This is a genomic window from Jiangella alkaliphila (genome assembly GCF_900105925.1).
Lineage (GTDB): Bacteria > Actinomycetota > Actinomycetes > Jiangellales > Jiangellaceae > Jiangella > Jiangella alkaliphila.
In genome coordinates, this window is the sequence record NZ_LT629791.1 from 833,134 (window position 1) to 846,473 (window position 13,340).

Annotated in this window: 15 protein-coding genes; 4 read left to right on the forward strand and 11 right to left on the reverse strand. The window is 65.0% G+C overall.

From position 1 onward, the window contains the following. Window positions 1–5 precede the first annotated feature (5 nt). A complete protein-coding gene (locus BLV05_RS03845) occupies window positions 6–875 on the reverse strand; it encodes a hypothetical protein (protein ID WP_152690515.1) in 870 nt (289 codons plus the stop codon). A gap of 476 nt (window positions 876–1,351) precedes the next feature. Between BLV05_RS03845 and BLV05_RS03850 the strand changes: the two genes are divergently transcribed. Beyond that, on the forward strand, window positions 1,352–2,683 hold the full coding sequence (locus BLV05_RS03850) for a hypothetical protein (RefSeq protein ID WP_152690514.1): 1,332 nt from the start codon (window positions 1,352–1,354) through the stop codon (window positions 2,681–2,683). A gap of 48 nt (window positions 2,684–2,731) precedes the next feature. On the opposite strand, the gene BLV05_RS03855 is transcribed toward BLV05_RS03850, so the two are convergent. The 3 genes from BLV05_RS03855 to BLV05_RS03865 form a co-directional block, all read right to left on the reverse strand. Beyond that, window positions 2,732–3,838 carry a hypothetical protein gene (locus BLV05_RS03855; protein ID WP_046766395.1) on the reverse strand — a complete coding sequence of 369 codons (1,107 nt, stop codon included), beginning with the start codon at window positions 3,836–3,838 and terminating at the stop codon, window positions 2,732–2,734. A 182-nt stretch (window positions 3,839–4,020) separates the two neighbouring features. Further along, window positions 4,021–4,551 carry a hypothetical protein gene (locus BLV05_RS03860; RefSeq protein WP_052762004.1) on the reverse strand — a complete coding sequence of 177 codons (531 nt, stop codon included), beginning with the start codon at window positions 4,549–4,551 and terminating at the stop codon, window positions 4,021–4,023. Window positions 4,552–4,559: 8 nt separating this feature from the next. Beyond that, on the reverse strand, window positions 4,560–5,675 hold the full coding sequence (locus BLV05_RS03865; protein WP_046766394.1) for a helix-turn-helix domain-containing protein: 1,116 nt from the start codon (window positions 5,673–5,675) through the stop codon (window positions 4,560–4,562). 184 nt (window positions 5,676–5,859) lie between these two features. Here BLV05_RS03865 and BLV05_RS03870 point away from each other — a divergent pair, with 184 nt between their 5' ends. Then, complete coding sequence (locus BLV05_RS03870) at window positions 5,860–6,519, forward strand: TauD/TfdA family dioxygenase (protein ID WP_082154850.1); 660 nt, start codon at window positions 5,860–5,862, stop codon at window positions 6,517–6,519. After that, complete coding sequence (locus tag BLV05_RS03875; protein ID WP_046766392.1) at window positions 6,516–7,430, forward strand: hypothetical protein; 915 nt, start codon at window positions 6,516–6,518, stop codon at window positions 7,428–7,430. Before BLV05_RS03870 ends, BLV05_RS03875 begins: the two co-directional genes overlap by 4 nt. A gap of 253 nt (window positions 7,431–7,683) precedes the next feature. On the opposite strand, the gene BLV05_RS35505 is transcribed toward BLV05_RS03875, so the two are convergent. From BLV05_RS35505 to BLV05_RS03895, 4 genes are all read right to left on the reverse strand, one after another. Continuing rightward, window positions 7,684–8,763 (reverse strand): YaaC family protein, encoded by a 1,080-nt coding sequence (locus BLV05_RS35505; protein ID WP_152690513.1) that lies wholly within the window; start codon window positions 8,761–8,763, stop codon window positions 7,684–7,686. 32 nt (window positions 8,764–8,795) lie between these two features. Continuing rightward, the gene (locus BLV05_RS03885; protein WP_046766390.1) at window positions 8,796–9,245 is read right to left on the reverse strand and encodes an antitoxin YezG family protein; all 450 of its coding nucleotides are present in this window, start codon (window positions 9,243–9,245) and stop codon (window positions 8,796–8,798) included. Further along, a complete protein-coding gene (locus BLV05_RS03890) occupies window positions 9,242–10,078 on the reverse strand; it encodes a DNA/RNA non-specific endonuclease (RefSeq protein ID WP_046766389.1) in 837 nt (278 codons plus the stop codon). The genes BLV05_RS03885 and BLV05_RS03890 overlap by 4 nt, the downstream gene beginning before the upstream one ends. Before the next feature lie 274 nt (window positions 10,079–10,352). Next, window positions 10,353–11,435, reverse strand: coding sequence for a hypothetical protein (locus BLV05_RS03895; protein WP_046766388.1), 1,083 nt, complete (start codon window positions 11,433–11,435; stop codon window positions 10,353–10,355). A 215-nt stretch (window positions 11,436–11,650) separates the two neighbouring features. Between BLV05_RS03895 and BLV05_RS03900 the strand changes: the two genes are divergently transcribed. Then, window positions 11,651–12,529, forward strand: a complete 879-nt coding sequence (locus BLV05_RS03900) for a hypothetical protein (RefSeq protein WP_046766387.1) — start codon at window positions 11,651–11,653, stop codon at window positions 12,527–12,529. Window positions 12,530–12,550: 21 nt separating this feature from the next. Here the strand turns inward: BLV05_RS03900 and BLV05_RS03905 are convergent, their stop codons facing one another. Genes BLV05_RS03905 through BLV05_RS03915 form a run of 3 tightly spaced genes read right to left on the reverse strand, consistent with a single transcriptional unit; the run spans window position 12,551 to window position 13,288 of the window. Next, entirely contained in the window at window positions 12,551–12,835 is a 285-nt protein-coding gene (locus BLV05_RS03905; RefSeq protein WP_046766386.1) for a hypothetical protein, read from the reverse strand. Beyond that, on the reverse strand, window positions 12,832–13,041 hold the full coding sequence (locus BLV05_RS03910) for a hypothetical protein (protein WP_046766385.1): 210 nt from the start codon (window positions 13,039–13,041) through the stop codon (window positions 12,832–12,834). Before BLV05_RS03910 ends, BLV05_RS03905 begins: the two co-directional genes overlap by 4 nt. A 22-nt stretch (window positions 13,042–13,063) precedes the next feature. After that, the gene (locus BLV05_RS03915; protein ID WP_152690512.1) at window positions 13,064–13,288 is read right to left on the reverse strand and encodes a hypothetical protein; all 225 of its coding nucleotides are present in this window, start codon (window positions 13,286–13,288) and stop codon (window positions 13,064–13,066) included. Window positions 13,289–13,340 lie beyond the last annotated feature (52 nt).

Consider the following 13,340-nt stretch of genomic DNA (forward strand, 5'->3'; position numbering starts at 1 on the left):
GCGTCTCATGGCTTGGCCGGAAAGTGCTTCAGCAGGAACCGCGCTAGCCCTGTGCAGAGTTGCATTCGCAGGCGAGCCTCATCCGCATCGGACAGTCCCGGATGGGAACCGTTCGGGTGCAGGGTCTCCCAAATGCCATGCAGCATCCTGCCTCCGTCGAACTCCGGCAGCGGCCGCCCAACGGCTGCGGGTGCCCGGCCGCCAGGCGTGTATAGAGCCTTGATCGCCTGACTTCCCTGGTTCGCCTTCTTCGTATCGGTGTAGTTCGTGTGATCAACCGCAAGTCTGACGACCAGGCTCTCCACCATGTTGCGAAGCTGGCTATTGGCTGATGGGTAGTCCTGCTCGGTGAAGTGTTTGACAGCCAAGCGGTAGTGCTCCCGCGCCTCGGCGTACCCGCGGTCTTCCAGCTCGGCTTCCAACGCAGTGAGCTCGTCGCTGATCGGTATCGCATCTGGATCGACTGGCAACAACTGAATCGTGTTCGTGACACTGAAGCCAAAGTCCGAGTCTGTCTGGATCACACGGAGCTCGTAGCCGTCACTGAGCAGCGCCTCCCGCAGCGCTGACAACTTCGCTGTAGCGTCGTCGTTGAAGGCCGCGATCCGTTCCGCGCCGAGCCGGACGATCTCCAATAGCGCATCGTGAGCCTCCCGGTTGCCGCGCATGGCCATGTCCTGAGCCTTCAACAGCGGGTCCCGCAGAGTCTCGTTCTTGTTCGGACCCGCGATCCCACGATCCATCAGGTCCGCGGCGTCCATGCCGGTGGCGTCATAGACGCCAGACTGCATCAGCAGATCCCGGATATCGGACTTTCTCATGGTCACAACCAGCTGAATAAGATGACCCAGTGTTCTCATTGAGAGGGTGTCCACAGCGGTAAGTCTGCGCCTTTCGGGCGTGCGTATGCCAGACGGTGATCAGCACATGTCGACTTCGCGGAATCGATGTCGTGGCTCAGACCGTCGACAAGCACGCTTCCGGCCCACGACGCTCCTGAGCGCCGTGTTCGCACGGTCTGCCAGATCGTGGGCAGCCGCGTAGGCGGTGGCGAGGCCGAGCGTTCTTGTCGAGGCCGGCCAGCGTGACGTCGGGAACCAGACCGCCCGACACAGCGAGACACTGCTCAACTCCGCGTCGCTCCCGATCGGGGACAGCCGGGGGCCGACGGCTGCGATCGGCTCCGGCGGCTCCCGACGCCGGTCACCGCCCCGTTCACCGACGCGAACGGAGTTGTCCCGTGGGCTAGTACCGTGATCGGGTGACATTTGCCGCCGGCGACAGGGGTCCTGGACTCGTTCCTGTGCTTGTCTCGCGCCCAGCCCCGACTGGCGGGACGGAGTCTTCGTACTTGGCGTCGCGGTTCCGGGTGAAGCCGGTCTTCGGTGAGCAGATCGACTGGGAGACCTTGGGTGTCGAGCCTCGGTGGCTGGGGCAGGACACCAGCGAGTGTGCGGCCGCGTTCGACCCGGGCCAAGTCTTCGGCCATGGCGTCGATGAGGTTCGGCGGTTTCTGGCTGGCGCCAAGGTGCGTGGTGAGACCGCGCTGCTTGTCGCCACGATCGGTGTGCTGGATGACGATTCGCCACGATCGGCTATGCGGACCCACGACTCCTCGGTGAGCCTGCCCGATCTTACGGGATACATCAGCGGCCGGCGCCTACCTTCGGGCACGCAGCCCATTCTGGCTCCTGGTCTTACCGGACCTGACCGAGATCTTGGTCTGCGCCTGTTGAACGGGACTGGGAAGACGTGGTGGGCGCTGAGTCTCTCAGGGCTCACGCTGCAGCCCGGGTCCGGTGGGCCTGCGGTGCATCACCCTGCTCAGGGACGGCTCGAACCGATTCTTCAGGATGCCCTCGGTGACCCGCTGGTCGCTGTCTGGTTGCCCGACGATGCGGACGAGCGGTGGTACATCGTGCCTGACGGCACCAATGGAAAGCTGGTCGTTGACTGGCTGGTGCAGCAGGCGCTGCCGACGTTCGTTCCGAATGCGCTGCGCCGCGTCCGTTCTCCGCATTTCCACGATCCCGACCTTCAAACCACGGCGGAGGCCGGCGCCGCCGAGGCTCTGGCTGAGATGAACGCCCGGCACGCTCAGGAGGCGACCGAGGCCGAGGACGCGCTTCGGCAGGCACGCGAGTCCGCCGAGCCGATCCGCTACGGGCTGCTCTTCAGCACCGGCAAACCGCTCGAAGACGCAGTCGCCGCGGTGTTGCGTGACGCCGGTCTCACCGTCGTGGACCTCGACCGTGAACTCGGCACCAAGTCTGCGGACCTTCTCGTCTCCGTCGGCGGCCACCATGTGCTGATTGAGGTGAAGTCGGCGAGCGGTGCGCCGTCTGAGTCCCTGGTCGGTGATCTTCAACGCCACCTGGCGACGTGGCCCGAGCTCAAGCCTGGCGTGCCGGTCGGCACCGGTGTGCTGATCGTCAATCACCACATCAGGACCGACCCATCGCTACGCCACACCCAGGTCTACACGCGGGCCGAGTTCGTCGCGAGCCTGGCGGTAGCGGTTGTGAGTACCCGCGAACTGTTCGACTGGTGGAGACGCGGGGACTGGGAGTCCATCCAGCACGCCATCCTCCCGCCTCGGATGACAGTCCCACGGAGCGACCCTATGGAGACCAGCAAGTCCGGCCGTCCTCGCCGGCGTAGCCGCTGGCCCTTCGGCCGTTGATCACGGTGCGCAACTCACGAGGACGGGGTGCTGTGGCGAGGCACGCGGTCATGTCGGCCACAGCTCCCAAGTGTCTCCCTTTCCGCGGCGCAGTTGTGCGCTGGGGTGCTTGGCTTGGGCTTTTGCCAGCTTAGTCATTACCTCGCTGATCGGCCCTGGTGCGATGACCGCTAACGGCTGCGGCTTGGGCTGCTGCTGTCGCTTCGGCCGTGGCTCTGCTGGGGTGAAGATCGTGCGGACCAGCGGCGGGAGCATGGCCCGCCATTGCTTGTAGTCAAAGTCGGGCAGCGCCGCATGACCGCCCCACTGGTGTTCGATCTTGTATGCCGTGCAGGCCGGGCACCTCTCCCACCACCCGGGCATCAGTCGGGCGATCTGCTCGGCCGTCGAGCCTGGTTCAGGTGGCTGCTGGAACAACCGCAGCGACAGGTCATACTCCTGCCACTCCGCCGGCGCCTGGCACTCCGAGCACATGTCGGTCGGGTCCGGCACTGGCATCTTCAGCAGGGCGCTGAACCGTCGCCTATCGGTCTTCTCCCAATCGCGGAGGACGCGGTGCCGCCAGCAGTCCATGTGCGACCGTAGATTCATCTCGCGCCGCTCGGCTGGCAGGAACCCCTGGCGGTCGATGACCTGGTCAGGGTCGCCAAGCTGCCGTCGCAGCTCATCTGCTTCGGTCCGGCGTTCGGTGACGCGGCGTTGCGCGTCCTTCTGCTGCGCCGCACTGGCTGGCGCTGCGAGAACGTGTGCGAAGAACGCGGCGTCGGACTCGGCCCGCAACAGGCGCAGCCGTTGGAGCCCACGGTCCTCGTTGTACGACCGGGCCACGAGATCGGCTCGACGTCTCCTGTCCGCCTCGCGCCGTTCGTCGAGCTTGTCCATTTCGGCTTGTGCGAAGTCCTCTGCTTCCTCCTCGGACTTTTGGGGTGCGCCGTTGTCCCACTCGCTGAGGATCTGCCACAGCCAGTCGTGCTCGTGATCGCGGCGGCCTTCCTGCCACCAATTCCACTGGCGAGACAAGTCGCTCGTCCTGCAGAAGTCTTCCAGCGCCTGGAGGAACTCCGGACCGGTGGAACGGCCCTCAAGCCGGCGCGTCCACCTAACTCCGTTCGATGCGGTAATCATCACCGCTTTCCGCACGTCCTTCTGAGCCATCCAGATTCTCCTTCCGTCTACACGACATGGCCGACGGGCGCCGGCAAGCTAGCTGAACGTGGCCTACCACGAACGTCAACGGCTGGGAAAGGCGCTGGCCAGGTCGCAGAGGTCATTGGTGAGGATCGTGGGCTGGTTGCCCGACATCAAGGGGTGATTGAAGCCCTCACCTTGCGCTCTGCTTACAGTTCCGACGCGCGTTTCGGTATCCGGAGGTTTCTTCCCGCGAGGCGCATCGCTTGAAGGATTCGGAAGCCTTCCTCTCGTGTCACGGCGCCGTCTGCGATCGCTTCCGATATCAGGTCCATCGTTTCGCGGGTGGTGATGCTTCTATCCCGCGCGTATTCTGCGGCGGCGCCGTCGTCGGTGATCCAGTACGACCCGTTGAACTCTTCCCAATGCTGCAGGACGTGACAGGTCTGCGCCTCGCCCAGGTGCTTCAAGGGTTCGCGTTCGTCGCCGCCGAACGCGGAACGCCGGGTGCGCTCTACGATGTATTGCTCGCCTTCGTCGGTGATGACGATGGGGTCGCCGAGCCACCCGTCGTCTGCGATCGACGCCAATTTTGGGTGAAACGCCGCCGATCGAGACGCCTCATACGCGATGGCGTCGACCCACCGGCCACGCCCTCGCAGTAGCTCCTCCAACAGGTCGAGCTTGTCCACCGCGGCAAAGTTGTTGAGCACGGTGTTGTCCGGGAAGAAGAAGAACACGGTCGCACCTAGGGCAAGGGAACCCCAGCCTCATCGATGCTCAGCCTAATTTGGCTGGGATCAGCACCGATGAGATTGGCGAACGGTCGAATGGTTGCCTTACCCTCAGTGTAGGCGTCGAGCGTTCCCCGTACCAGCCGGCCAGGAACTCGACTCCGAGACGAAACAGCGATCCACTCCGCAAGGTCGCCTACCGAACCAACCAAATCGGCGGCGCGCGCCATGGTGATGCGACGGAAAATTTCATGCTGCCGCCTATCAATGATCCGAAGATCGTGCAAGCGCCATGCGAGCGAACTTGGGGAAACAGAAAGGTTCACCGAGAGCTGTGCGAATGATTCCTCCGTCAGGGCTCCGCCAGCCGCCGCCTCGCGTATCACATCTTCCGGCATTAGGAACGAAGCAGCGAAGGAATTCGCCTTCATCTCGCTCGGATGCTTTTTGCGCTCAGGATCGTCGATGTTCTCATCTATGATGAGCGCCTGGTCGTCGCCGGCAAGGATGTGCTCCAGCTCGTGAGCAAGCGTGAACCTTTGCCGCGCGGGGATCTCAGAAGCGGCAACGACAATAAGCTTCGCCTCCGGATCGCTCCAAGCGAGACCGTCAAAGTGGTCCGGTAGATCCAAGATGGCGACGTCAATTTCGAATGCATCCTCGATCGCGTCTGCGATATCGCGAACCTCGTGAGGTTCTATCCCCTTGGCTCTGGCGTAGGCTAGAGCCTGATTGGCGAGGTATGAACCCTGATCCACAAGGCGCCGACGCTCAGGGAGTCTAGGCAGTTCCGGAACATTCTGCTCATAACCCAGGAACGCGAGATCGGACCTAAATTGCGCAAGCCGCCGCGCCCGATCTATGACCTGCATGACCTCGAGCGAGGCCGCACCGGGCGCCCTGGCCGCCAGGGCCGGCAGCTGACGCTCAGCACCAAGCAGCCAGTCAACCGTCACACTGCCCAGCTCGGCAATCTGAGCGAGTTCAAGGGAGGTGAAGCGCCGGGTACCGGTCAGAGACTTCGACATCTTGGGTGCGTCGAGACCAGCCTTGACCGCGAACTGTGCTTGGGTCAGACTGCTCTCTTTGATCACCTGGCGCACTCGCGCTGCCGTCACCTCGTGTGCCATGCCTGTAGTCTACCGACGAGTTGCGAAAATCGCAATCGGTGTGGCAGTCTGTTTCGTTTGGGCACTTGCCGTTGACTAGCTCAGTCAGCGTAAGCGGCTCAAGCTACCCGCCTGTGCCTCCAACTCTGAGAGACACGCCCATACCTGTTCGGTCGCGCGGACGGGTGACGCCGAGGAGCCCGCAATGGCGCTGACGAGCGCGCTTCGCGACCTGGTGGGAACTGCTCGTGCCGATGGCTGGGCGTCGGGAACAGCATCGATGTTGCACCTGCGCTTTCAGGCGAGCTTGTTGTTGCTCGACCCGGTGACGAGCCGTCAGGGCCAAGACAGGCAGGACGTCCTGCATCCGATCACCTCAGCGGACGCCCCGAAGCGGTCCCTGAGTGCGGCCTACGGCCGCGGTGCGCAACCGCTCCACACCGATGGCGCGCACCTAACCGCTCCGCCGGATATCGTCATACTGGCCTCGACGCGACGAAGCACCGTTGCGACGATGCTCTGGCGGCACGACCGGTCAACCGCGGGCGCCCTTCATGATGATCTTTCCCACGGCCTGTTCACCGTTGACGACGGGAAGACCCACTTCCTGGCGCCGGCTTACGCTCGAGGCAGGCTTCGGTTCGACCCAGGTTGCATGACGCCTGCCGACTCACGTGCGCGCCGGGTCGCCGCACACTTCCGTGACGTCCTCGACTCGGCCACGTCGTTCAACTGGACTGACCCAGATCAGGTGCTGGTGATCGACAACCGCACCGTCCTCCACGCGCGAGCCGATGCGCAGTCCGATCCTGATCGAGAACTCCAACGCCTGATGTTTCGAATCGCGGAAAGCGAGCACTCGTGAACGCACCGTACGACCACGAGGCACTGTGGTTGAAGGCCAAATTGTTCCTCAACCGGGCAATGGACAACGACGAGGCGCGGTCGTTCGACGAGCAGGCGATGTGGGCGTCGCTGGCGCTGGAACTGCTGGCCAAGGCAGCACTCGCCCGTGCGTCGCCGTTGCTCATCGCCGTTCCGACCGAGGACGGCATGAACGTGCTCATCGCATTAGGTCTAATTGGTGGGACAGCGCGGTTCGAGTCGGTGCCGGCGAAGACCCTGTATTCGCGTTGCGAGAAAGCTTTCAAACCGTTCAGCAAGGCCGAGGCCGGGAAGATCAGCCAAGCCAGGAACGAGTACCTCCACGGCGTGTCCGCCGGGTTCACGCTGATCCCCGAAGCGGCGTGGTGGCCGCGGTACTGGGCACAGGCAGTGATCGTCGTCGCGGCATGCGACAAGGAGATCGAGGATCTGGTGGGTGACTCACGCGCCACGCTGGTCCGTGACCACCTCGATCAGAACAAGAAGAACGTGGAGCACCGCACCGAGATGCTCCTCGAACGAGCGCGACAACGGCGCGCGCAGTACGACGCCGGCACCCTGCCTGCCAGGGTGGCGGGCGAATGGCAACCCGGACAACTACTTACGGCCGGGCTGTCGCACTCCCAGGAGGAGCCTTGCCCCGCCTGCGGAAGACAAGGCGTGATCGAGGGAGAAGACGTGTCCGACGTGGACACCCAGTACGAGCGGATCGACGAGGACTACGAGGTGATCGTGACGCTCACCGTCGACTCGGAATTCTTCAGCTGCCCTCACTGCGGCCTAGTCCTCGACAACTACCAGCTCCTGGAGCAGGCCGGAATCCAGCCGACATTCGAGGCCGAGGGCGATGACAGCGACATCCCTTACGAGGGTGATTACGGTAACGATTGACTGGCCGCCGCATTCGAGCTCTGCGTTCACGGCCCTGGATAGCCCAACTTAAGGCCTTTGGCCCAGCCTGACTATCTAGATCATCCCACAGATCCCCGATGATCTTGATCTGGCTCTACGCAGCGAAGGAACCGAGGTCTACCGGCCGAGGGCGGGGCCCACTTGATATCCGCGGCGCACCGACTATGTGGATGGCGATGGAGAGACGCTTGGCGACATGGCGATGGCGCAGCATCGATGCGGAGACACCCGCCTAGGTCTCGATGGCCGCGTGGATTCCGCGAAGGATGATCGCCGGCAGTACGTCGAGCGCGATATCGAGGATGTGCTCGATCGCGTTCGCTTCTGGCGAGACGTCGATGTTGATGGCACGGCCCCAGTTGCTCGGCTCGTACCGGGTTAGTATCGACAGGGCAAGCAGCACTGTCCACCAGGCCAACAGCGGGTGCATCGGCGTCGTCATATTGCCGAGCTTCGGAAATACCCAGTGGTCGGTTGGCGTGCGATATGCCGTTGCCTTCGTGGCGGCGATTAGCTGATCGAATTCGGGCGTTCCCTCGACGGGATACTTCCAATAGATAGGCAGGCCGCTGTAGAGGCGTTCGGGGCTGTCAGACCAGCCGACGGGATTCCCGTCACTAAAGGGATACGCCCATCCGTTCAGCGACGGGTAGTGGTCAAGGAATTCTCGAATCTTCTCGCGATCGTCTCCACACTCGTCACGTACGGCGCGCGGTACATAGTTAAGAGTTGCCTGATCGTGTCCATTGGACGTGCGACGCCGCACAAGATCGCCGTCAAACGATAGCGCCGCAATAGTTGCTGCGCTGAGCGGCACGTCATGAGCCTCCGGCAGTAGTGCCCACAAGTCGCCCAATCGGAACTCACCTTGTGCGCCTGGAAGCTCGACTCCGATCGCCAAAGCGACACCTTGAGGAAGACCGTACCCGTCGAATCTGATTCGGGTCTCGGAGATGTGAACGGCCTCCGTGTTGGATGTCTTGATGCCGTGGCCACCGAGTCGCCAGTCGACAATCTTCGCGGCTCGGTTGCTGCCCGCTGGGGGTTCTGCTGTGTGTGGGAGTCGTTCGGAGGCTGCCGCGATCGCGCGCCCGCCTTGGGAGATTGCGTAGAACAGGTGGAGCGCTCGGGTGGCGTAGCCTGCTCCAGCTGCGGCCTCCATGAACTGTTGGGCCTGCTCCAGCGAAGTCTGAAACGTTGCGCGGCGCGCTGACTTTGCCGCCCTGCTGGGGGCGAGAGCGCGCATCCCACGCAAGTCACGCCAGACCTCGTCACGGGTCGGCAGGCCAAGGTCACGCCAGGTCCGGGCCATCGCTGCTCCTTGCGGTCCCGATGCTCACCGGTTCAGTCGGAGTGGGCCAGTCTCGCCGGATGCCAAATCGGTAGGTTCGCATCATCACGCGGGAACATCTCGTGGTCGTACAGCAGCAGTTCGCGAGCGGCGCTGCCGGTGTTCGTGGGGTCGTCGGCCATGCCGCCGTAGGGCGGGTTGTCGTAGTCGTACGTGTAGTCGAGGTCGCCGCCCTCGCTGACGATGAAGGTCGCGTTGTACCAGGTGCCCGTGTCCTCCTGGTACAGCGCGTCGCGCAACTCGTCGAGGGCGTCATCGCCGTCACTGTCGATCGCCGCGCTGGTGTCGTGGCTGCCGTCGCTCAGTTCTACGTCGAGCGCACTCGTCATCATGTTGGCGGCCGCGGTGACCTTGAGCGTGATGGTCCGCCAGCCGTCGGGGCTGGACCGGACCATGGCCTTGCCGATCTCGTTGAGCAGCGCCTTGGTGGTTTCCAGGTTCACGATGACCTCTTGCGGGCTGGCTTGTTCCGGATGGTGGTCTTCTCGGTCTTGCCGTCGATGGTGTGGAAAACCACCAACTTGTACGGCCGGCGGGTCTGATCGTTGTAGTACAGGCGGACGTCGAGTTCGACTTGCTTCTCGGCTTCGACGGCCTCCTGCCACTGGCCCTCGAGTGTGGCGTACTGGCCCTGGTTGACGAGCTTGCCTTCCATGGGCACGAGGTTGAGGCGCTGGCCAATGCCGCCGAAGATTCGGGCGATGATGTGCCCGGCATGATCACCGGGAAGCTTGTCCTGCAAGCTCGTCTGGGCGTACTTGTGGCGTGGCTGATCGGGCGTGGTTTCGATCAGGACGGCTTGGGTGCGGATGACCCGGCCGCGGTCGTCGGTGGTGTAGCGCACGGTCTCGTCGACCTCGATGACGCTCGACGGCGGCGGGTTGCTGAGCGCCGGGTGCCGTTCGGGAGCATCGGTCGAGACCTTAACGACGGGAAGCGTGTCGGCGGGCACCGCAGCGACCGCAGCCGGCGCGGCAGCAGCTGCCGAGCTGCCGGCGGGGCGGCGCAGCTCCTCGAGGTCATCAGCAGCACCGTCGAGGAGGGAATGTAGTTCGATGCCGAGGTGGCCCAGTGCGGCCTGGATAGCTTGACCGAGATCCGCCACGTCGGCGGCAGGGTTCTCTGTGCCGCTGCCGACGTTGGCCCCTTCGACCACGCGCGTGATTCGCTCGGCGGCCTTCTTGGCGTGGTCCGCCACCTCGGCCACGCCGCGCGCGGCGTCATCGCGCACTTCGTGCAGGCCGTCGACGGCGTGCTCGATCGGCCGATCGGTCATGCCACGATCTCCTGCCCTGCGAGTTTGTTGATCGTGATTCAAGGCTCTCACATCTGGATCACCTGCGCGGAGCGACAGGAGTGTTCAACAGCAACGCCAATGAATCGCCTGGTAGAGGAAGTGACCGCCCCCTGCCCTATTCCGCCCCGGCCCGGAGCAGCACGTCATTCAGCCCGAACGTGCGAAGCGTCGTTGTGCCAACACGGCCGACCTAGCGCAGACCGTTCTCGACGCTTACGCCCAGGCACACGGCTGTAGCTTCAGAAGTTAGTCACTACAGGTGGAGCCCGTGGGAGCGGTGATCGTGTGACGGGCATTTCGTGGGCGGGCTGGGGATGGTGCCGGAATCGGCTCGTGGCTGGGTGGGCGCCGGCGGTGAGGGCTTGGCCCCCGGATGGTCGCCGGTGCCGGTCGGCTGCCGGGTGCCGGGGAGGTCAGCTGGTCGGCGGCCGGGGTGGTCGCGGGGCGCCTGGCCGGTGGCGGGGACGACGGTGGCCTGGGTCAGCGCCCAGGTAACGTGCTCGGAGAGCGGGTCGATGGCGGGCGCGGCCGGGTCGTAGTGAGGTCCGAGGAGCACCTCGATCGGCACGTGTAGTCCGAGGTCGCGTGCGACCTGTGGAGCGGTGCTGATGTAGTTCTCGGCGTAGGCGGCCTTCTGCGCGGTGTAGTCGGCGCGGATCGCCTGGTCGGCGGCAGCTGCCCGGCGCCGGGCTTCCTCGGGGAGGTTCTCGTCCGGGTCCGCTATCAAGAGTCCCTGGAGTGCCCAGCGGTAGTCATCCCACAGCCCGAATGCGTCGAACTGGTCGTCGACGTCGAGCAGTACGCGGACCGGTTCTGACCGATGGCCGGGCAGGGTGTCCGGCAGTGCCGAGCCGAGCAGCGCGGCGACGGTCGTCATGTTCGGCGTGATCGGCTGGCCGGCGAACAGTTCCTCGATCCCGCCGATGCGGGTCGCGACACTGTCCAGGGCGTCGGTCAGTTCGTCGGCGAAGGGGAACGGTGAGCGGCCGTCGTCGGCGATGTAGGCCACGGCTTGGCGGGCCAGCTCCGTGACGGCGACGATCGCGCGGAACACGGTGGCCTCGTGGATGCCGCGGTCGGGGCCGGGGCGGCGCTGCGTGCCGGCGGCGATCAGCGAGGTGATCAGCTCGGTGCGCTCCGTGGCGGGTTGGCCGGCGAAGAGCTCGTCGGTCCCGCCGACGCGGGCGTTGACAGCGGCAAGGATCTCCGCCAGCTCGTCAGCGAAGTCGAAGGGGCGTTCGCCGGCGTCGGTCAGCTGTCGCTCTCGAGCGACCGCTGTCAGCGCGACCATGGTCGCGACGTGCGGATCATTCATCGGCAGGTCGTCGTGCGTCATGGGTGCAGGTCCTCCCTCGAGACGAGGGCGCGGTGGTTCCGCATCCTCGTAGGACCTGGTGTGGCGCTGCCCCCAACCGGTGCATCGCGCGCAGACCCCTGAGCGGCGACCACATCTTGTTCTGAGCGTGCGCGCGCAGCCGTCGCGGCGGGGTGCGGGCGCGGTGGCGTACCTCATCGACGTCAGCACTGGACACAGACGCGACGGGAGAAGCCATGGCTGCGGAGGAAGGGCACGAAGTGCACTGTCTTGTGGGTGCACTCCACCTGTCGGTGTCGTACCTCGCTTCGGCGAGCCTGGGTCCGGGCGAGGTCGTGACGCGGTTCGGGTGGCGAGTGGTGTCGACGGATCCGCACCTGCCGGGCAGGCTGTTCGACGACCACCAGTACGACATCGGTGCCAGGGAGTTGACCCCTCGGGATGGCCTGCGCGTGCTGGCCGGCCTGCTGGTCGACGCCGGCGAGGACTTCTTCTCCGACACCCCTGGAGCGATGAAGCTTCCGATCTGGCTGTCGGCGATGGCCGCCCGGCACCTGAACGACCTGAAGATGGTCGCCCTGACCGGGGTGACCCCTGCCGAGGTACACACGGTCGGGATACCCGCGGATCGGCTTCTCCTGGCCGTCGAGATCGCCCGGGAAGCACTGCACGTCGAAACACAGATGAACGGACCTGGCCTCTTCGGGCCCGAGACCCTTGCCGAGTTGCAGAGACTCGCGGCAACGGCAGACCGAGATGTCGCAGTCCCAGACCCCGATGATCCGCTCGGTCCTCCACTGTACGAAGGACCCGCCAGCGACGCTCACTACCGCCTGTCACCTGGCCGGTACCACGCGCATCTGCGTCACCATCCAGCACAGAGGCTCGTCGTGATCGTCGCGAAGTCAGAGTTGTCAGGCGAACCGATGGCGGCATCGTTCACTCGGCTCCGCCCAGCTGACCGCCCACGGACGCAACGCACGAACAATCCTCCTGGATCGACGGACGCACCCCAGCCTCCCGACTCGCCGCGGCAGCCCGGCGGCTGGACGCCACAACCGCCGTCGTCGCCGCGAGGCACTGAACGCACCGACCCCCCTGCGCCCGGGATGTAGAACCGCCGGCACCCGGCAGGCTCAGCGGGGGCGGGCAAGTCTGATCCCGGCCCGCATGCCTTTGGCGACGGCCTCGGCCTCGGTGAGTTGGAAGACGACGGTCTGCCCCCTGCCGCGCCTCGGGAGCATGGTCAGCTCGACGGCACGTGGCCTATCGCCGGACTGCACAACATTGACTCCGACGGCCCGCCCCTCATCTGTCAGGAAGGAGGTCAGGTACTGGCGGTGCACGGCGTGGGCACCGGCCTCCTGGCACCACCTGAGATGGCACTTGTCGTTCTTGATGATGCGCCGCTTCTGGGTCATTGCGTGAACTCCGCCTCGTAGCAGATCCGCAGCGGCGGGAAGGCGGCCTCAACGTCGTCCAGGGGCTCGGCAGGCCCGAGCTGTTCGAGTGCTGCGTTGACGGCGCCGTGGGCACGCGCAGGCGTCCAGCTGTCCCGTTGCGCATGGGTGGCGATGTGGTGGAGCCGGTCGGCGACGGCCTGGATCTGTCGGGGCGTGAATCCCATGGAGTCCTTCCTCCCTGTGATCTCAGGCGTGCGGCTGGACCGTGCAGCGCCAGCCATCGGCGGCCTCGGTCCAGTCGTCGACCCGGGCATAGCCAAGCCCGTTCAGCTCGACATCAGCGCCGTCGGGTAGCCGGGTGCCGTACGGCAACGGCCGGTCGGTGATCGGTTCGCCGGCCCTCGTGACGAACACGTGGCGCAGCAGAGATCCCGAGCGCGACGAGGGCAGGACGAACGCACCCATAGTCATGATCGGGTCGCCTCACTACGCGTGAGGCTGCGCCGCCAATGCTCGGCCCAGC